The following is a 17,203-nucleotide window of genomic DNA, read 5'->3' on the forward strand; positions in this document are numbered from 1 at the left end:
CGGTCGCCGCACGACATAGCTGCAACTGCCTCAGCCAATGGCGAACGAAACTTGCTCCATGCGAACGAAAGTCGCTCAGCGCTTAACTGCGCGACATTACGCCATAAATGGCGACCCACGGATTATTTCAACCACGCCTTCACCGGCAGGAAATCGCGGTATAACGCGGCTTCGGGCGAATCGGCTTCCGGTTGATAATCATATTCCCAGCGCACCAGCGGCGGCATCGACATTAAAATGGATTCGGTGCGGCCGCCGGTTTGCAGGCCAAACAGCGTGCCGCGGTCCCACACCAGATTGAACTCAACGTAGCGACCGCGACGATAGAGCTGGAACTGGCGCTCACGATCGCCCCACGGCAGCGCTTTGCGCTTCGCCACAATCGGGAGATAGGCTTGGGCGAAACCGTTGCCGACTGCCTGCATGAAATCGAAGCAGTAGTCAAAATCGGGGGTGTTGAGATCGTCATAAAACAGCCCACCAATGCCGCGCTGCTCGTCACGATGCTTGAGGTAAAAGTAATCGTCGCACCACTTTTTGTAGCGTGGATAGATATCTTCGCCAAACGGCTGGCACAGATCGTGCGCGGTTTGATGCCAGTGCAGCGCATCCTCTTCGAAACCGTAATAGGGCGTGAGATCGAAACCGCCGCCAAACCACCACACCGGATCGGCGCCCGGCTTTTCCGCAATAAAGAAGCGCACGTTGGCGTGGCTGGTGGGCACGTACGGGTTGGAGGGATGGACGACCAGTGACACGCCCATCGCTTCAAAGCTGCGGCCCGCCAGTTCGGGGCGATGCGCGGTGGCAGAAGCCGGCATTTGGTCGCCATGCACGTGAGAGAAGTTAACGCCCGCTTGCTCGAAGACTGCGCCATCGCGCAACACGCGGCTGCGTCCGCCGCCGCCGCCGGGGCGCTGCCACGCATCTTCGGCAAAGCTCGCCTTGCCATCTTCCGCCGCTAATTGGGCGCAAATATCATCCTGCAGCGCCAGCAAAAAGGCTTTGACGCGGGAAATATCGGGATTGCTCATCAGTCACTCGTTCCGGAAATTTGCCGTGATTCTACCACAGGATAAACGCTACGCTTCGCGGCGATCGACCTCATCAAAGTAACGGGCGATACCACCGGCAATCGCGCTGGCGATTTTCTGGCGGAACGCCTGAGTGCCAAGCAACTGCTCTTCGCGCGGGTTAGTAATGAACGAGGTTTCCACCAGCACTGACGGAATCGACGGCGATTTAAGCACCGCAAAGGCGGCCTGTTCGGTGTGCTGGCTGTGCAGATGATGCACCGGACGAATCTGATCCAGCACGTGTTTGCCGAGCGTTAAGCTGTTGCGGATGGTATCGGTCTGCACCAGATCGAACAGGATCTGGTTAAGGTAGTGATCTTTGTCCTGCACCTCGGCGCCGCCCACTTTGTCGGCATCGTTTTCACGCTGCGACAAATACCGCGCCATCGCGCTGCTGGCACCGCGATTGGAGAGGGCAAACACGGAAGCACCGTTGGCATCCGGGCTGGTGTAGCCGTCGGCGTGAATCGACATAAATAGGTTAGCGCCGTGCTGGTGGGCAATTTCGACTCGCTGATAGAGCGGAATAAAGTGGTCGCTGTCGCGCGTCAGGCGCACTTCAATGCGCGGATGCGACTGCAGCAGCGTCTTCACGGTATTAGCGATGGCCAGTACGATGTGTTTCTCTTCCGAACCCTCTTCGCCTACCGCGCCAGAATCAATGCCGCCGTGGCCGGGATCAATCATTACGATGCGTTTGCCGCTGCTCGCCGGTTTTGGTGGCGTGTGGCGCGAGTTGACGCGCAGAGTGCTGTTCTCTTCCGTTGCCTGCACGGCGCGCGGCGATAACACCGCCAGCGCTAAACCGGAAAGAATCAGTTGGCGACGATTGGTAAGGCGCTTAAGCAGTGAAATCTTCTTCATTAATGGGTCCCTGGCAGGTAAATCCTGCCCAGTGTTATAGCGTAACAATGGCCAGGCGGCGACCTCGTAACTATTTCAACTGTTTACTTTCTATTGCAACTAACGAACAGCCATGTCGCGCTTTTTTTGCGCCGTTGTTACGCGTGAGGGTTGCGCCTGGCAAAGAATGCGTGATAATCAGCGAATTGTGCCTAACAGCAGGGTAACGTCGATGGAAATCCGTTCTTTCCGCCAGGAAGATTTTGAAGAAGTGATTACGCTCTGGGAGCGTTGCGATTTGTTGCGCCCCTGGAACGATCCAGAGTTGGACATCGAACGTAAAATGAACCACGACCCGGAACTGTTTCTGGTGGCGGAAGTCGGCGGCGAAGTGGTCGGCACGGTAATGGGCGGCTACGATGGTCACCGCGGTTCCGTCTACTATCTGGCGGTGCACCCCGATTATCAGGGCCGTGGTTTTGCCAATGCGCTGATGAATCGTCTGGAGAAGAAGTTGATTGCGCGCGGTTGTCCAAAAATCAATTTGATGGTGCGCGAAGAGAACGATCAGGTGGTGGCGTTTTATGAAAAGCTTGAGTACGAGCCGGTGGATTCGCTGCTGCTGGGCAAACGTTTGATCGAAGATCGTGAGTATTAATGATCGGTTTGAAATACCTTCCTGAAGAGTACGATGCAAAAGGGCAGCTGCGGCTGCCGTTTCTTTTCTGGCTGATTCTATTATTGCAGGCGCGCACCTGGCTGCTGCTGGTGATGGCGGGCGCATCACGTCAGCAGGGTAATGATCTGCTGGCGCTGTTCTATCCCGATCGCCAAAGCTTCTGGCTGGGACTGGCGCTAGGCATTCCGGCCGCTATGGGTTTGCTGCTGACCGGCTATCGTCAGCGCTGGCCGCGCCTGTGGCAGCGTTGGCGTCATGTATTGAGTGCATCGTTGCTGATTAGCCTGCTGTGGCAGGGTTCCAGTTTGCTGCAAGGCGCCTTCCCGGATTCCCCGCTGCCACTGTTATTAACGCTATTCGATTTGCTCGCGCTGTTCTGGCTGCAAACCCAGCAGCGGCTGCGCGACTGCTTTCTGCCGGAGCATCAGCACATCGAGTAAACTTTTTGCCGGTTTGTGACTCCAACAGGCACGCCAATCGGCTCAGCAGATCAAGGAGTTTTCATGAAAGTTGTTCGTCACGCATTGCTGGTTAGCAGCATGGTTCTGGCCGGCTGCGCCAGTTCAGGTTCCTCAACCAGCGCCAACGAAAGCCATTGGTACAATCCGCTCAGCTATCACTGGTCAGCGCTCAACCCGCTGGGCTGGTTTGGCGGATCGCTGGAAGTGACCGAACAAGGCGTCGCGGGGCTGACGAGCACCACCTTGATGTCGGAAGAGGCCATCAATAAAGCGCTGAACGGCGACTACAAACTGCGTCAGGGTATGCGCACGCAGAATGGTCAGGTGGTCGATTTCTGGCAGGCGCTGGATGGCGACAAGGTTAAATTAGTGATTAACGGCAGCACCCGCGTTGAGCGTATTGAGGTGCAGGATGCCGATGCTACAGCGGCGGACGGCAGCAAAATCGGCGATCTGTTCAGCGCTAAGTTCAGCAAAGCCTTTAATAACTGCAAAATGGTCAGCGGACTGGATGCGCGTGATGTGGAGTGCCGTGCGCCGGGCAGCCAGCACATTTCCTACATTTATAGCGGTGAATGGCATGGTCCCGAAGGCTTGATGCCGTCGGACGATACTTTGAAGAGCTGGAAAATCACTAAACTCGTCTGGCAGCGCTAGGCGACACATGGACGGCTACCCGGTCGTCCCTAATATTTCCACTTCCTGCATAAACTCTCCCGCCGTCTTATGCCTTTTTAGACTTTGAAATCCCTAAACGATATATAAAACCGTTACAGCTTTCACCTGAGTTATAAATACACTGACAGCATCTAATGACATTGGCTTAATCGCCGTCTTTCAGGGTGCTGCATGACACTTCCGATTTCGAAAAAATGGCTTGGCGGTATCGCGCTCTCGCTGAGTATCGCGAGTGCGGCGCAAGCGACCGAATTGCTCAACAGTTCTTATGATGTTTCACGCGAACTGTTCGTCGCCCTGAATGCACCTTTTGAGAAGCAGTGGGACGCCGCGCATCCCACCGACAAGCTGACTATCAAACAGTCTCACGCCGGTTCTTCCAAGCAGGCGTTGGCGATTCTGCAAGGCCTGCGCGCCGATGTGGTGACCTACAATCAGGTGACGGATGTGCAGGTGCTGCATGATAAAGGTCAGCTGATTCCGGCGGACTGGCAACAACGCTTGCCCAACAGCAGTTCACCGTTTTACTCCACCATGGCGTTCCTGGTGCGTAAAGGGAATCCGAAGCAGATCCATAGCTGGGCCGATCTGGCGCGCGACAACGTGAAGCTGATCTTCCCTAATCCCAAAACCTCAGGTAACGGGCGCTATACCTATCTTGCCGCGTGGGGCGCTGCCGATCAGGCTGATGGCAAAGATAAAGCCAAAACCGAAGCTTTTATGGCGAAGTTCCTCAAAAACGTCGAGGTGTTTGATACCGGCGGTCGCGGCGCTACCACCACCTTTGCCGAGCGCGGTTTGGGGGATGTGCTAATCAGCTTTGAATCGGAAGTGAATAACATCCGTAATCAGTACGGCAAAGACGAATACGAAGTCATCGTACCGAAAAACAACATTCTGGCGGAGTTCCCGGTGGCGTGGATCGACAAGAACGTCGAGCACAACGGCACCACTGACGCCGCCAAAGCCTATCTTAATTATCTCTACTCGCCTGAAGCGCAGAAAATTATCACCCGTTACTACTATCGCGTGAACAATCCACAGCTGATGGCCGAGCAGAAAGATCGTTTCCCGCAGACCGAGCTGTTCAATGTTAACGATGCGTTTGGTGGTTGGGATAACGTGATGAAAACGCATTTTGCCAGCGACGGTGAGCTGGATAAATTGCTGGCAGCGGGGCGCGGTTAATGTTCGCGCTGACGCAAAAACGTGTCTTGCCAGGCTTTGGACTGAGCCTTGGTACCAGCTTGCTGTTCACCTGCCTGATTCTGCTGCTGCCGATCAGCGCGTTGCTGATGCAGCTGTCGCAGATGACGCTGGCGCAGTATTGGGATGTGATTACCCATCCGCAGCTGATTGCCGCGTACAAAGTGACGATTCTGGCGGCGGGCGTCGCATCGCTGTTCAATGCGGTGTTCGGTATGTTGATGGCGTGGATTCTGACGCGTTATCGCTTCCCGGGCCGCACGCTGCTGGATGGTTTGATGGATCTGCCGTTTGCATTGCCCACCGCAGTCGCGGGTTTAACGCTGGCGGGCCTGTTTTCGGTCAACGGTTGGTACGGTCAATGGCTGGCGCATTTTGATATCAAAGTTTCTTACACCTGGCTCGGCATCGCCGTCGCCATGGCGTTCACCAGTATTCCGTTTGTAGTGCGCACCGTGCAGCCGGTGCTTGAAGAGCTTGGTCCGGAATATGAAGAGGCGGCAGAAACCCTGGGAGCAACCCGCTGGCAGAGTTTCCGTCGCGTGGTGCTGCCAGAAGTGGCGCCAGCGTTGCTAGCCGGTACCGCGCTGTCGTTTACCCGCAGCATTGGTGAGTTTGGCGCGGTGATCTTTATCGCCGGCAACATTGCCTGGAAAACGGAAGTGACCTCGTTGATGATTTTTGTCCGCCTGCAGGAGTTCGATTACCCGGCGGCGAGCGCGATTGCTTCCGTGATCATGGCAGCGTCGCTGCTGTTGCTGTTCGCTATTAACACCTTGCAGAGCCGCTTTGGCCGTCGCTTAGGAGGTCACTGATGGCGGAGATTTCACACATCAATCACGCCGAACGCCAGCCCATCAACTGGGGCAAGTGGCTGCTGATTGGTATCGGTGCGCTGGTTTCCATCCTGCTGCTGGTGGTGCCGATGGTGTCGATCTTTTGGGAAGCGCTCAACCAGGGTTTGGTTGCCTCGCTGAATAACCTGAAAGATGGCGATATGTTGCACGCCATCTGGCTGACCATCCTGGTGGCGCTGATTACCGTCCCGGTCAATCTGGTGTTCGGCACGCTGCTGGCGTGGTTAGTAACGCGCTTTACCTTCCCGGGACGCCAGCTGCTGTTAACGCTGTTTGATATCCCCTTTGCCGTGTCACCGGTGGTCGCCGGTTTGATGTATCTGCTGTTCTGGGGCGTTAACGGTCCCGCAGGCGGCTGGCTGGATGCGCACAATATTCAGATTATGTTCTCCTGGCCGGGCATGGTGCTGGCAACCATCTTCGTTACCTGTCCGTTTGTGGTGCGTGAGCTAGTGCCGGTGATGCTGAGCCAGGGCAGTCATGAAGATGAGGCCGCGGTGCTGCTTGGCGCCTCCGGCTGGCAGATGTTCCGTCGCGTCACGCTGCCGAATATCCGCTGGGCACTGATGTATGGCGTGGTGCTGACCAACGCACGTGCCATTGGTGAATTTGGTGCGGTCTCGGTAGTTTCGGGATCGATTCGCGGCGAAACCTATACCTTGCCGCTTCAGGTTGAATTACTGCATCAGGATTACAACACCGTAGGCGCTTTTACCGCCGCCGCGCTGCTGACCCTGATGGCAATTGTAACGCTGTTTCTGAAAAGCGTGGTGCAGTGGCGATTAGAGCATCAGCAGAAGCGCCTACAGGAGGAAAATCATGAGCATTGAGATTAAACAGATTAACAAAGCGTTTGACCGCACGTCGGTACTGAACGACATCTCTCTGGATATTCCTTCCGGCAAGATGGTGGCGCTGCTGGGACCGTCCGGTTCCGGGAAAACCACGCTGCTGCGCATTATCGCCGGACTGGAACATCAGAATAGTGGGCAGATCCATTTTAATGGTAAAGATGTGAGCCGCATCCATGCGCGCGATCGTCAGGTCGGCTTTGTGTTCCAGCACTACGCGCTGTTCCGCCATATGACGGTGTTCGACAACATCGCCTTTGGTCTGACGGTGCTGCCGCGCCGTGAGCGGCCGAATGCGGCAGAGATCAAAAAGCGCGTAACGCGTCTGCTGGAGATGGTGCAGCTAGCCCATCTGGCCAATCGCTTCCCGGCCCAGCTTTCAGGCGGACAGAAGCAGCGCGTGGCGCTGGCGCGTGCACTGGCCGTCGAACCGCAAATTTTGCTGCTGGATGAGCCGTTTGGTGCGCTTGATGCGCAGGTACGTAAAGAGCTGCGTCGCTGGCTGCGACAGCTGCATGAAGAGTTGAAGTTTACCAGCGTGTTCGTCACCCACGACCAGGAAGAGGCGATGGAAGTGGCCGATACGGTGGTAGTGATGAGCCAGGGCAATATTGAACAGGTTGGCACGCCAGATGACGTATGGCGCGATCCGGCTACCCGCTTTGTGCTCGAGTTCCTTGGCGAAGTGAATCGCTTTGACGGCGAAGTGCACGGCTCGCAGTTCCATGTTGCCGCGCATCGCTGGCCGCTAGGCTATACGCCAGCGCATCAGGGCGAGGTAGAGCTGTTCCTGCGTCCATGGGAAATTGATGTATCGCGCCAGAGCAGCCTGGAAACTCCGCTGCCGGTGCAGGTGCTGGAAATTAGCCCGCGCGGCCACTTCTGGCAGCTGGTGGTACAGCCGAGTGGCTGGCAAGGTGAAGCGTTCTCCGTGGTGTTCGACGGCGACCATACCGCGCCAATACGTGGTGAACGTCTGTTTATCGGCCTGCAACAGGCGCGAATTTACCATGGTACTACGCCGCTGCGCCCGGTTGCCTTTGCCGAAAGCGCCTGATATTTTTGACACTCCTTCGGGCGGGACTTTCCCGCCCGTTTTATTTGCCTCTCTTTCGTCTGGAATCAAACCGTGACCACACTGGAAAATACCATCGGCAATACGCCGTTGATAAAGTTGCAGCGTCTGACGCCTGACAACGGCAGCGAAATCTGGCTAAAGCTGGAAGGCAACAATCCAGCCGGCTCGGTAAAGGATCGCGCCGCCTGGTCGATGATTCATCAGGCAGAGCTCCGCGGTGAGATTAAACCGGGCGATACCTTGATTGAAGCGACCAGCGGTAATACCGGCATTGCGCTGGCGATGATCGCCGCAATGAAAGGCTACAAACTGCGTTTGCTGATGCCTGATAACATGAGCCAGGAGCGCCAGGACGCGATGCGCGCCTACGGTGCTGAATTGCTGTTAGTGACGCGTGAGCAGGGCATGGAGGGCGCGCGAGATCTCGCCCAGGCAATGGCCGATCGCGGCGAAGGACGGGTGTTGGATCAGTTCAACAATCCCGATAATCCGCTGGGTCACTATCTCACTACCGGCCCGGAAATCTGGCAGCAAACCCGCGGTCGCATGACGCATTTTGTCTCCAGCATGGGCACCACCGGCACCATAAGCGGCGTGGGTCGCTACTTGAAAGAGTTCGCGCCAGCGGTGCAGGTGATTGGCCTGCAGCCGCAAGAGGGCAGTAGCATTCCTGGTATTCGTCGCTGGCCTGAGGCTTATTTGCCCGGCATTTATCGTCCTGATTTAGTCGATGACGTGATCGACATGGCGCAGCAAGAAGCGGAAGAAACCATGCGAGCGCTGGCGCAGCGTGAAGGCATTTTCTGTGGCGTTAGCTCAGGCGGCGCCGTTGCTGGCGCATTACGTATTGCGCTAGCGCAGCCTGGCAGCGTGGTGGTGGCGATTATTTGCGATCGTGGCGACCGCTATCTCTCCACCGGGGTTTTCCACTGATTCCTCTTTCCCCGCCTGTTATCTGGCCTGCACGTACTGTCATGGTGCGTCCAGGCCATTTTTGTCTATAGTCTTCGTAATAATCATTTGACGTTAGCAACGTAAGGATCGCGTAAAATCGGCTGCGTTCGTTGCGGACTCAGGACAAAATAGCGGCAATTTAGGCGAGAGATAAAGATGAAAATTCTGCTGGTTGATGATGATGTAGAACTTGGCACCATGCTGAGCCAATACCTGATTGCTGAAGGCTTTGAGACGCAGCTGGTTTTAACCGGTAGCGCCGGTGTGGAAGGCGCGTTATCGGGCAACTATACCGCTATGATTCTCGACATCATGCTGCCCGATATGAGCGGTATTGATGTGCTGCGCCAGGTGCGGCAGAACAGCCGTTTGCCGGTGATTATGCTCACGGCTAAAGGTGACAACATCGATCGCGTGATTGGCCTGGAGATGGGGGCTGACGATTACATGCCAAAACCGTGCTACCCGCGTGAGCTGGTGGCCCGTCTGCGCGCCGTCCTGCGTCGCTTTGAAGATCAGGCGCCGGTTCCGGACAAGAAAGAGCTACTGCGCTGGGGCGATCTCAGCCTTAATCCCGCGACACGCATTACCGAATGGCAGGGTAAAGCGTTCGATCTGACGGCATCTGAGTTTAACTTGCTGGATCTGCTGCTGCGCGCGCCGGATCGCGTGGTGTCAAAGGATGAACTGTCGGAAAAGGGGCTTGGCCGTCCGCGCGAAGCCTACGATCGCAGCGTTGACGTGCATATCAGTAACATCCGCCAAAAGTTGGCAGCCTTAACTGCCGATAGCATCAACATTGAAACGGTGCGCAGTATTGGTTACCGCATTCGATGAAACACAGCTATCGCGGCCGCATGTTTTGGAAGATTTTGCTGGGCTTCTGGATTGTGTTTGTCATCATCAGCCAACTGTTGTGGCTTGGCTTTACGCTATCGGGTAATCGTCATGAGCCGCCGGAGATCGTCGCCATTCGCCGCATCGTTAATCTGCAAATGGCATCGGCGGTTTCGGTTCTGGAACGCGGTGGACTCAGTTCGCTGGATGACATGATGGCGGATTGGGAACCAAACGACCGTCAATTTTTTTCTGTTATTCAGCACAATAAACCTGCTGCCATGGCAGGTAATGCTCCGCCTGAAACCTTTAGTGCACCCTTCCATGGACCTTTTCCCGAAGTCATTGTGCGTTGGGTGAAAGGGCAGGACGGTAAACAGTATGAACTGCGCTACGACGTTAAAGGCTTGCGGCAAGACAGTTCGATGGGCGGTGGCGGGCCGCGCCGTATCCTCAATATTCCTGAACCGATGTTCACCTTCGCCGGTGCGCTCGGGCTGCTGTTCAGCCTGCTACTGGCGTGGAACCTGACGCGTCCGATGCGTCAACTGCGCGAAGGCTTTGCGCGCGTCTCCAGCGGCGACTTATCGGTGCGACTCTATCCGGTGATGCGTAAACGCCATGATGAGCTCTCGAACGTTGCGCAGGACTTTGACGCAATGGTAGAGCGCCTTGATACGCTGGTAAAAGCGCGTGAGGAGCTGCTGCATGATATTTCGCACGAGCTACGTTCACCGCTGGCGCGTTTGCAGCTGGCGACAGGACTGGCGCGCCAGACACCAGAATCGGTAGCATCTTCACTCAATCGTATTGATGAGGAAGCGCGCCGCCTCGATAAGATGATTGGTGAGTTGCTGACACTTTCGCGTGCTGAGCACGAGAGTATGCCGGGCGAGCAGTATTTCGACCTGACTGGGCTGCTGCATGCGGTGGTAACAGATGTGCGCTACGAAGCGCAGATTCCGGGTGTGAAAGTCGATTTTCATGTTGATGAAAATGCGGATTATACCGTTCATGGCAACGCCGAGCTGATCCGCCGTGGCGTAGAGAATGTGCTGCGTAATGCGCTGCGTTTCTCGCATAAAGGGCAACACATCAACGTGAGCTTACAAGCGGAAAATCAGTGGCTGGCGATTAGCGTGCGCGATCAAGGACCGGGCGTGGATGATGAGAAGCTATCGAGCATTTTTGATCCCTTTGTCCGCGTCAATTCACCGCTGATGGGTAAAGGCTATGGATTGGGGCTTTCCATCGTACGCAAAGTGATTCTGGCGCATCACGGTGAAGTACAGGCGGTAAATCGCCCGGAAGGGGGATTAGAGTTGACGTTAAGGCTGCCGCGCTGGAAGCAGGATTAATATTTTACGTGGGTGTTCAACCTCTTTAGGCATTTTGTTTGCTGATAAAGGCAGGAAGCCGGTAGGTTCAACCATTCTCTCAAACAAAAACGGCACCCAATGGGCGCCGTTTTTAATTCTCACGAATCAGCCGAAGCTTACTTCCTGATACGGATAACCGGCGTTTCGCCTACCGTTACCTGACCGGAGAGTTTGATCAGGTCTTTAATCTCGTCCATGTTCGAGATTACAACCGGCGTCAGCGTGGATTTAGCTTTCTCTTCCAGCAATGCCAGATCAAACTCGATGACCACGTCGCCTTTCTTAACCTTCTGGCCTTCTTCAGCGATGCGTTTGAAACCTTCACCTTTAAGCTCAACCGTATCGATACCGAAGTGAACAAATAACTCAATGCCGTTATCAGACTCGATTGAAAATGCGTGGTTAGTTTCGAAAATCTTGCCGATAGTACCATCAACTGGTGCAACCATTTTGTTGCCGGTTGGTTTGATTGCGATACCGTCGCCAACAATTTTCTCAGCGAATACCACATCAGGTACGTCTTCGATATTTACGATTTCGCCTGACAGAGGCGCAACGATATCAATAGTGCCTGACGCGCTCTCTGATTTTTCGCCAAAAAGTTTAGAAAACAAACCCATGATCTTCTCCTAAGCAGTAATTTGAGGCTAGCGTCCGTGGATCAGCAGAGCGTTTTTTCTTTGATGAACTTGTTGACCAAATTCATCAAATCATCCGCTGTCGGTTGATCCAGAGCCTGCTCCGCCAATGCCTTCGCATCTTCGAAATTAGTATTACGAATGATCTTCTTGATGCTTGGGATTGAAATGGCGCTCATGCTGAATTCATCCAGCCCCATTCCCAGTAACAGTAGTGTAGCACGTTCATCACCAGCCAGCTCACCACACATGCCGGTCCATTTCCCTTCGGCATGTGATGCATCGATCACTTGCTTAATGAGGCCAAGAACAGACGGCGTCATTGGGTTATAGAGGTGTGAAATCAAATCATTACCACGATCGACCGCCAGAGTATACTGCGTCAGGTCATTTGTCCCAATACTAAAGAAGTCGACTTCTTTCGCCAGATGGCGAGCAATCACTGCGGAGGCTGGCGTTTCCACCATGATGCCCACTTCAATGGTCTCATCAAAGGATTTGCCCTCTTCGCGCAGTTGCGCTTTCAGCAGCTCCAGCTCGCCTTTCAGGATGCGAACTTCTTCTACTGAAATAATCATTGGGAACATGATGCGTAATTTACCGAAAGAGGAGGCACGCAGAATCGCGCGCAGCTGCGCATGCAGAATCTCTTTACGGTCCATCGCGATACGGATCGCGCGCCAGCCGAGGAACGGGTTGTCCTCTTTCGGCAGGTTCATGTAAGGCAGATCTTTGTCGCCACCGATATCCATGGTACGCACGATGACCGCCTGTGAACCCACAGCTTCCGCCACGGCTTTGTAAGCCTGGAACTGCTCTTCTTCAGTTGGCAGTGAATCACGGTCCATAAACAGGAATTCGGTACGATACAAGCCAACGCCTTCAGCGCCGTTACGTTCAGCACCCGCGACGTCGCGCACTGTACCGATGTTGGCGCAGACTTCAACCTGATGTCCGTCCAGCGTAATCGCGGGCAGATCTTTCAGTTTAGCCAGCTCATGCTTCTCAGACAGGTATTGTGTCTGAATGGCTTTCAGCTCTTCCAGCACATCTTCTGATGGATTAACGTAAATTTTGTTGTTCACGCCATCGATGATCAGGAAATCACCGTTTTTCACGGTTGCGGTAACGTTGCCGGTGCCGACAATGGCAGGCAGCTCAAGCGAACGCGCCATGATCGAGGTGTGAGAAGTACGGCCACCCAGATCGGTAATAAAGCCCAGCACCTTTTTCAGGTTCAGCTGTGCGGTTTCTGAAGGCGTTAAATCTTTGGCCACCAGAATAGATTCTTCAGCAATCGCGCTCAGGTCGACAATGTGCAGACCCAAGATGTTCTGCAGCAGACGCTTACCGATATCACGTACATCAGCCGCACGCTCTTTCAGGTATTCGTCGTCCAACTCTTCCAGCGCAACGGCCTGGCCTTCGATCACAGAGTGAGCGGCAGCATCAGCAGTGGCGTGATCTTTTTTAATCAGGTCGATGATTTCCTGCTCAAGCTCTTCGTCTTCGAGCAGCATGATGTGACCTTCAAAGATCGCAGCTTTCTCTTCACCGAAGGTTTCACCGGCTTTAATGCGAATGGCTTCGAGCTGTGAAGCAGCGCTGCTGCGTCCATCGAGGAAGCGCTGAACTTCCTGCTCAACCTGATCGTCGGTAATTTTTTTACGGCTGATGACGATCTCATCTTCCTTCAGCAGCAGTGCGTTGCCGAAAGCGATACCCGGTGATGCTAAAATGCCTGAAATCATAACCCTACCTTTTAATCACGATGGCTCATTGACCCAATGCGTCGCCACTGTCGCGGAGCAGTACTCTAAAGATGCAATAACGCGGACAGGTTGTCCGCGATCAAGATATTTGCACTCAATGGGGCAAAGGGGTCGGTTTAGTTGCGAACTGAGCCGGTTACTCCAGCTCAGCCATCAGCTTGACCAGGTGCTCAACCGCTTGCTGCTCATCTTCACCTTCAGCAGACAGCGTAACAACCGTACCCTGAGTCAGACCCAAAGTCTGCAGTTTGAACAGGCTTTTCGCGCTGGCGGATTTGCCATTGGAAGTCACAGTGATTTCTGACTGGAAAGCCTTTGCTTCTTTCACGAACTGAGCTGCAGGACGGGTATGAAGGCCGTTAGGTGCGGTAATGGTAACTTCTTGCTGGAACATTCTATTTCCCCAACTTTATCAGGTTTGGTGTTATGGATCTAAAGTCTAGCCTGGAGCCGTAACTTTAGCCTGTGTAGGTGCGCTGGTATGGCATTAAGCTCACCAAAAAATGCGCTCGAATGAGTACGTCATTAACAGTGACAGATCAAAAACTGCACGAATACGTCACTCTTCTCATTATGCCGTGATTCGCCGTTTCGCCAAATCAGTAAATCGATTCAGCTTGATCCACTTCAAAGGGAGATTAATTTCAGGCACCGAAATAATTGGAAGCTTAAATACCAGAGCCCCATCACTGAAAGCAATCTGTCTGGTGATAAAAGTGAGATCTGCACCACAAAAAAGCACCCATTTGGGTGCTTTTTTCGTCAGTTTCAGAATTCTGGCATCACTGCTGCAGTTCTTTCTCAGTGAAAAGATCGGCAAACAGCGCAGTACTTAAATAGCGCTCGCCGGAGGAGGGCAGAATCACCACAATATTCTTATTGGCAAAGGCTTCATCTTCCTGCAACTTCAACGCTGCGGCAACTGCGGCGCCCGAGGAGATCCCTGCCAGAATGCCTTCCTCTTCCATCAGCTGGCGTGCGGTGCTGATAGCTTCTTCGTTAGTGATCGCCACAACACGGTCAATCAGTTTCAGATCAAGGTTACCCGGAATGAAGCCGGCACCGATGCCCTGAATTTTGTGCGGGCCTGGCTTAATCTCTTCGCCAGCCAACGCTTGGGCGATAACCGGAGAATCAGTCGGTTCAACCGCAACGGTAATCAGCTCTTTCTTACCTTTGGTGTTTTTGATGTAGCGGCTCACGCCAGTCAGCGTACCGCCCGTGCCGACGCCAGCGATGAATACATCCACTTCGCCATCGGTATCTTCCCAGATTTCTGGGCCGGTGGTTTTCTCGTGGATTTCAGGGTTTGCCGGATTGCTGAACTGCTGCAGCAGGACATATTTATCGGGATCGCTGGCAACAATCTCTTCCGCTTTGGCGATGGCACCTTTCATGCCTTTTGGACCTTCGGTCAGCACCAGGTTCGCGCCCAACGCTTTGAGCAACTTACGGCGTTCAATCGACATGGTTTCTGGCATTGTCAGCGTCAGCTTGTAACCGCGCGCAGCGGCCACATAAGCCAGGGCAATCCCGGTGTTACCACTGGTGGGTTCAACCAGTTCAACACCCGGTTTTAGAATACCGCGTTTTTCCGCGTCCCAAATCATATTGGCACCGATACGGCATTTGATGCTGAAGCTCGGGTTGCGCGACTCGACCTTAGCCAGAATGCGGCCGTTACCGATGCGGTTCAGTCGAACCAGCGGCGTATGACCAATTGTCAGAGAGTTGTCTTCATAGATCTTACTCATAGCTCGTCCTTAACTGTATGAAATATTGGGAACCCTCAGAGCATACCTTTTCTGCCGATGTGCGGAAGGAAAGAAATCGCATATCTATATAGCGCACAACCATAAGCCTTATGCAAAAATGCATAAGGCAATTTAACGCTTTAATGACGCGCATGCTGCGGGCGGTAACGATCCACCCACATTGCCGTTGCGCCGCAAACGGCGACAGGCAAAATGGCCAGATTGATAATGGGAATCATGGTGAACAGGCTTACCAGCGCACCAAACTGCATATTTGCCGTTTTATGCTGGCGTAAAGCCCGGCGCATCTGATGAAAGCTCACCTTGTGATTATCAAACGGATAGTCGCAATATTGCACTGACAGCATCCACGCACTGAATAAAAACCATAGAATGGGGGCAACGGTTTGTCCAAATCCGGGGATGAAGTGAAGCAGTAATAAACCGAGCGCACGCGGCAAGTAGTAGCCGAGCTTCTGTAATTCTCGTTTCATGATGCGCGGAACATCTTTTACCAGCCCCATCCAGCCGCTATCGGGCAACGGTGTACCCGTCAAACGACCTTCCAGCTGTTCAGCAAGTAAGCCGCAAAACGGTGCGGCAAGTAAGTTAGCGAGGGTTGAAAAGAAATAGCTGAACACCAACACAATCGTGATTACCGAGAGTGGCCACAGCAGATAGCTCAACCACTGCAGCCAGTCAGGGATATACGACATCATGGCAGGGATCCACAAACCAAGACGCTGGAACAGCCAGATAAAGGCTCCGCCAAGCAGCAGGATGTTGATCAGTAGCGGCATGATGACATAGCGACGAATGCCTGGCAGGCACACCAGTTTCCATCCTTCGGCAAAGTAGTGAACACCATTAAATGTTGAGACTGAATTCACTGCGGGCATAGCGAGCCTTTCTCCTAAAAATAGCGGCGCGAACATCATAACCTGGCTTTTTATCGGCTACAGGCATGCTTTGCGCGAAAAAACAGCAAAAAAGCGTGGGGCAGCTATCTAATTTGTCAGAAAATACTGCACAGACTTGCACTTGTTTAGCTGGGCAAATACAGTTAGAGGATAAAGTTTGCCGTGGTGGCAAGGTATTGGAACAACAGAGAATACAATGATGCAGGATTTGCGTCTGATATTAATCGTTGTTGGCGCGATCGCCATAATAGCGCTGCTACTTCATGGACTGTGGACCAGCCGTAAAGAGCGCTCCTCCGTGTTTCGTGATCGCCCGCACAAACGTCTGAAACAGCGCGAAGAAGCCGATGAAGATCTGCTGAGCGAAGAAGATGATGATGGCGTCGGCGAAGTCCGCGTGCGCCGTCATCGTGATGCTGATGAAGAGCCTGAATTTACGCCACGTCCGGTTAATCCGTCACGTGCACCTGAGCCTGCGCGTCAGCCAGTATCACGCCAATCCGATCCCTTATTAGGTGATCCGCTACTTGATGATGAGCCGGAAGCCCGGAAACCTGCTGCCCCGGTCCAGGCGCCACCGGTTAAGCCAACCCCAGCACCTGTAGCACAGCCGATTCAGGCTGATCCTTTATTGGATAATGAGCCGCTTTCAGCCACTCAGCCTGCGCCAGAGTTCCAGGCGGCAGAAGAGCCTGAGTTGGAACATGAAGCGCCTATCGCACATCACAATGAAGCGCCGCAGCAAGCTGCAGCGCCGGGCAGCAAAAAAGAAGCGGTGTTAGTGCTGCACGTCGCTGCACATGCAGGTGGTGAACTGAACGGTGAAGCGCTGTTGCAGGGCATTCTGCAGGCCGGCTTCCAGTTTGGTGAAATGAACATTTTCCATCGTCATCTCAGCCCGGCAGGCAGCGGCCCAGTGCTGTTCAGTTTGGCGAACATGGTTAAACCAGGTTCTTTCGATCCGGATGAAATGGGCAATTTCTCCACGCCGGGCATCTCCATCTTTATGATGGTGCCGTCATACGGTGATGCGAATCAGAATTTCAAACTGATGCTGCAATCCGCCCAACGTATCGCTGATGATGTTGGCGGCGTGGTGCTGGATGATGAGCGTCGCATGATGACGCCACAGAAGCTGGAAACCTACAAGACGCGTATTCGCGAAGTTATCGGTTAATCGCCGCTAACTGAATCAAACTAAATACAACCCCCGCATGTCG

18 protein-coding genes are annotated in these 17,203 nt (G+C 53.9%); 11 read left to right on the top strand and 7 right to left on the bottom strand.

Annotated elements, in window-relative coordinates; genetic code table 11:
• Positions 1–122: 122 nt before the first annotated feature.
• Both hemF and amiA read right to left on the bottom strand, forming a co-directional pair.
• A complete protein-coding gene (gene hemF, locus PMI17_RS10180) occupies positions 123–1,034 on the bottom strand; it encodes an oxygen-dependent coproporphyrinogen oxidase (RefSeq protein ID WP_007889023.1) in 912 nt (303 codons plus the stop codon).
• A 48-nt stretch (positions 1,035–1,082) separates the two neighbouring features.
• A complete protein-coding gene (gene amiA / locus PMI17_RS10185) occupies positions 1,083–1,940 on the bottom strand; it encodes an N-acetylmuramoyl-L-alanine amidase AmiA (protein WP_007889028.1) in 858 nt (285 codons plus the stop codon).
• Positions 1,941–2,151: 211 nt separating this feature from the next.
• On the opposite strand from amiA, the gene PMI17_RS10190 reads away from it, so the two are divergent.
• The 10 genes from PMI17_RS10190 (at position 2,152) to PMI17_RS10235 (ending at position 10,878) form a co-directional block, all read left to right on the top strand.
• Positions 2,152–2,577, top strand: coding sequence for a GNAT family acetyltransferase (locus PMI17_RS10190; RefSeq protein WP_007889032.1), 426 nt, complete (start codon positions 2,152–2,154; stop codon positions 2,575–2,577).
• Positions 2,577–3,038, top strand: a complete 462-nt coding sequence (locus PMI17_RS10195; protein WP_007889034.1) for a DUF2919 domain-containing protein — start codon at positions 2,577–2,579, stop codon at positions 3,036–3,038. Before PMI17_RS10190 ends, PMI17_RS10195 begins: the two co-directional genes overlap by 1 nt.
• 63 nt (positions 3,039–3,101) lie before the next feature.
• Positions 3,102–3,716, top strand: a complete 615-nt coding sequence (locus PMI17_RS10200) for an RpoE-regulated lipoprotein (RefSeq protein WP_007889035.1) — start codon at positions 3,102–3,104, stop codon at positions 3,714–3,716.
• Between the two features lie 192 nt (positions 3,717–3,908).
• Positions 3,909–4,925, top strand: a complete 1,017-nt coding sequence (locus PMI17_RS10205; RefSeq protein ID WP_007889036.1) for a sulfate ABC transporter substrate-binding protein — start codon at positions 3,909–3,911, stop codon at positions 4,923–4,925.
• Positions 4,925–5,758 carry a sulfate/thiosulfate ABC transporter permease CysT gene (cysT, locus tag PMI17_RS10210; RefSeq protein ID WP_007889038.1) on the top strand — a complete coding sequence of 278 codons (834 nt, stop codon included), beginning with the start codon at positions 4,925–4,927 and terminating at the stop codon, positions 5,756–5,758. The genes PMI17_RS10205 and cysT overlap by 1 nt, the downstream gene beginning before the upstream one ends.
• Positions 5,758–6,630, top strand: coding sequence for a sulfate/thiosulfate ABC transporter permease CysW (gene cysW, locus PMI17_RS10215; RefSeq protein WP_007889041.1), 873 nt, complete (start codon positions 5,758–5,760; stop codon positions 6,628–6,630). The genes cysT and cysW overlap by 1 nt, the downstream gene beginning before the upstream one ends.
• Entirely contained in the window at positions 6,620–7,708 is a 1,089-nt protein-coding gene (gene cysA / locus PMI17_RS10220; protein WP_007889043.1) for a sulfate/thiosulfate ABC transporter ATP-binding protein CysA, read from the top strand. Before cysW ends, cysA begins: the two co-directional genes overlap by 11 nt.
• Positions 7,709–7,780: 72 nt before the next feature.
• Positions 7,781–8,662, top strand: a complete 882-nt coding sequence (gene cysM / locus PMI17_RS10225) for a cysteine synthase CysM (RefSeq protein ID WP_007889046.1) — start codon at positions 7,781–7,783, stop codon at positions 8,660–8,662.
• A 177-nt stretch (positions 8,663–8,839) separates the two neighbouring features.
• Positions 8,840–9,520, top strand: a complete 681-nt coding sequence (locus tag PMI17_RS10230) for a response regulator transcription factor (protein WP_007889049.1) — start codon at positions 8,840–8,842, stop codon at positions 9,518–9,520.
• Positions 9,517–10,878 carry an ATP-binding protein gene (locus PMI17_RS10235; RefSeq protein WP_007889052.1) on the top strand — a complete coding sequence of 454 codons (1,362 nt, stop codon included), beginning with the start codon at positions 9,517–9,519 and terminating at the stop codon, positions 10,876–10,878. The genes PMI17_RS10230 and PMI17_RS10235 overlap by 4 nt, the downstream gene beginning before the upstream one ends.
• Before the next feature lie 137 nt (positions 10,879–11,015).
• On the opposite strand, the gene crr is transcribed toward PMI17_RS10235, so the two are convergent.
• The 5 genes from crr to cysZ form a co-directional block, all read right to left on the bottom strand.
• Positions 11,016–11,519 carry a PTS glucose transporter subunit IIA gene (gene crr / locus PMI17_RS10240; RefSeq protein WP_007889056.1) on the bottom strand — a complete coding sequence of 168 codons (504 nt, stop codon included), beginning with the start codon at positions 11,517–11,519 and terminating at the stop codon, positions 11,016–11,018.
• A 41-nt stretch (positions 11,520–11,560) separates the two neighbouring features.
• On the bottom strand, positions 11,561–13,288 hold the full coding sequence (gene ptsI, locus PMI17_RS10245; protein WP_007889058.1) for a phosphoenolpyruvate-protein phosphotransferase PtsI: 1,728 nt from the start codon (positions 13,286–13,288) through the stop codon (positions 11,561–11,563).
• A 157-nt stretch (positions 13,289–13,445) separates the two neighbouring features.
• The gene (gene ptsH / locus PMI17_RS10250; protein ID WP_007889063.1) at positions 13,446–13,703 is read right to left on the bottom strand and encodes a phosphocarrier protein Hpr; all 258 of its coding nucleotides are present in this window, start codon (positions 13,701–13,703) and stop codon (positions 13,446–13,448) included.
• Between the two features lie 388 nt (positions 13,704–14,091).
• Positions 14,092–15,063, bottom strand: a complete 972-nt coding sequence (cysK, locus tag PMI17_RS10255; protein ID WP_007889072.1) for a cysteine synthase A — start codon at positions 15,061–15,063, stop codon at positions 14,092–14,094.
• A gap of 140 nt (positions 15,064–15,203) precedes the next feature.
• Positions 15,204–15,962, bottom strand: a complete 759-nt coding sequence (cysZ, locus tag PMI17_RS10260) for a sulfate transporter CysZ (RefSeq protein WP_007889073.1) — start codon at positions 15,960–15,962, stop codon at positions 15,204–15,206.
• 217 nt (positions 15,963–16,179) lie between these two features.
• Here cysZ and zipA point away from each other — a divergent pair, with 217 nt between their 5' ends.
• Complete coding sequence (gene zipA / locus PMI17_RS10265; RefSeq protein WP_007889075.1) at positions 16,180–17,160, top strand: cell division protein ZipA; 981 nt, start codon at positions 16,180–16,182, stop codon at positions 17,158–17,160.
• The last annotated feature ends 43 nt before the right edge of the window (positions 17,161–17,203 follow it).

The sequence above is a fragment of the Pantoea sp. GM01 genome (genome assembly GCF_000282675.1).
In the GTDB taxonomy this organism is placed as follows: domain Bacteria; phylum Pseudomonadota; class Gammaproteobacteria; order Enterobacterales; family Enterobacteriaceae; genus Pantoea; species Pantoea nemavictus.

Coding starts and splice junctions, on each gene's coding strand:
- cysA (WP_007889043.1), top strand. CDS start 6,620: ATGAGCATTGAGATTAAACAGATTAACAAAGCGTTTGACCGCACGTCG.
- amiA (WP_007889028.1), bottom strand. CDS start 1,940: ATGAAGAAGATTTCACTGCTTAAGCGCCTTACCAATCGTCGCCAACTG.
- PMI17_RS10235 (WP_007889052.1), top strand. CDS start 9,517: ATGAAACACAGCTATCGCGGCCGCATGTTTTGGAAGATTTTGCTGGGC.
- PMI17_RS10195 (WP_007889034.1), top strand. CDS start 2,577: ATGATCGGTTTGAAATACCTTCCTGAAGAGTACGATGCAAAAGGGCAG.
- cysZ (WP_007889073.1), bottom strand. CDS start 15,962: ATGCCCGCAGTGAATTCAGTCTCAACATTTAATGGTGTTCACTACTTT.
- cysK (WP_007889072.1), bottom strand. CDS start 15,063: ATGAGTAAGATCTATGAAGACAACTCTCTGACAATTGGTCATACGCCG.
- zipA (WP_007889075.1), top strand. CDS start 16,180: ATGATGCAGGATTTGCGTCTGATATTAATCGTTGTTGGCGCGATCGCC.
- PMI17_RS10200 (WP_007889035.1), top strand. CDS start 3,102: ATGAAAGTTGTTCGTCACGCATTGCTGGTTAGCAGCATGGTTCTGGCC.
- cysW (WP_007889041.1), top strand. CDS start 5,758: ATGGCGGAGATTTCACACATCAATCACGCCGAACGCCAGCCCATCAAC.
- PMI17_RS10230 (WP_007889049.1), top strand. CDS start 8,840: ATGAAAATTCTGCTGGTTGATGATGATGTAGAACTTGGCACCATGCTG.
- ptsH (WP_007889063.1), bottom strand. CDS start 13,703: ATGTTCCAGCAAGAAGTTACCATTACCGCACCTAACGGCCTTCATACC.
- hemF (WP_007889023.1), bottom strand. CDS start 1,034: ATGAGCAATCCCGATATTTCCCGCGTCAAAGCCTTTTTGCTGGCGCTG.
- PMI17_RS10205 (WP_007889036.1), top strand. CDS start 3,909: ATGACACTTCCGATTTCGAAAAAATGGCTTGGCGGTATCGCGCTCTCG.
- cysT (WP_007889038.1), top strand. CDS start 4,925: ATGTTCGCGCTGACGCAAAAACGTGTCTTGCCAGGCTTTGGACTGAGC.
- PMI17_RS10190 (WP_007889032.1), top strand. CDS start 2,152: ATGGAAATCCGTTCTTTCCGCCAGGAAGATTTTGAAGAAGTGATTACG.
- crr (WP_007889056.1), bottom strand. CDS start 11,519: ATGGGTTTGTTTTCTAAACTTTTTGGCGAAAAATCAGAGAGCGCGTCA.
- ptsI (WP_007889058.1), bottom strand. CDS start 13,288: ATGATTTCAGGCATTTTAGCATCACCGGGTATCGCTTTCGGCAACGCA.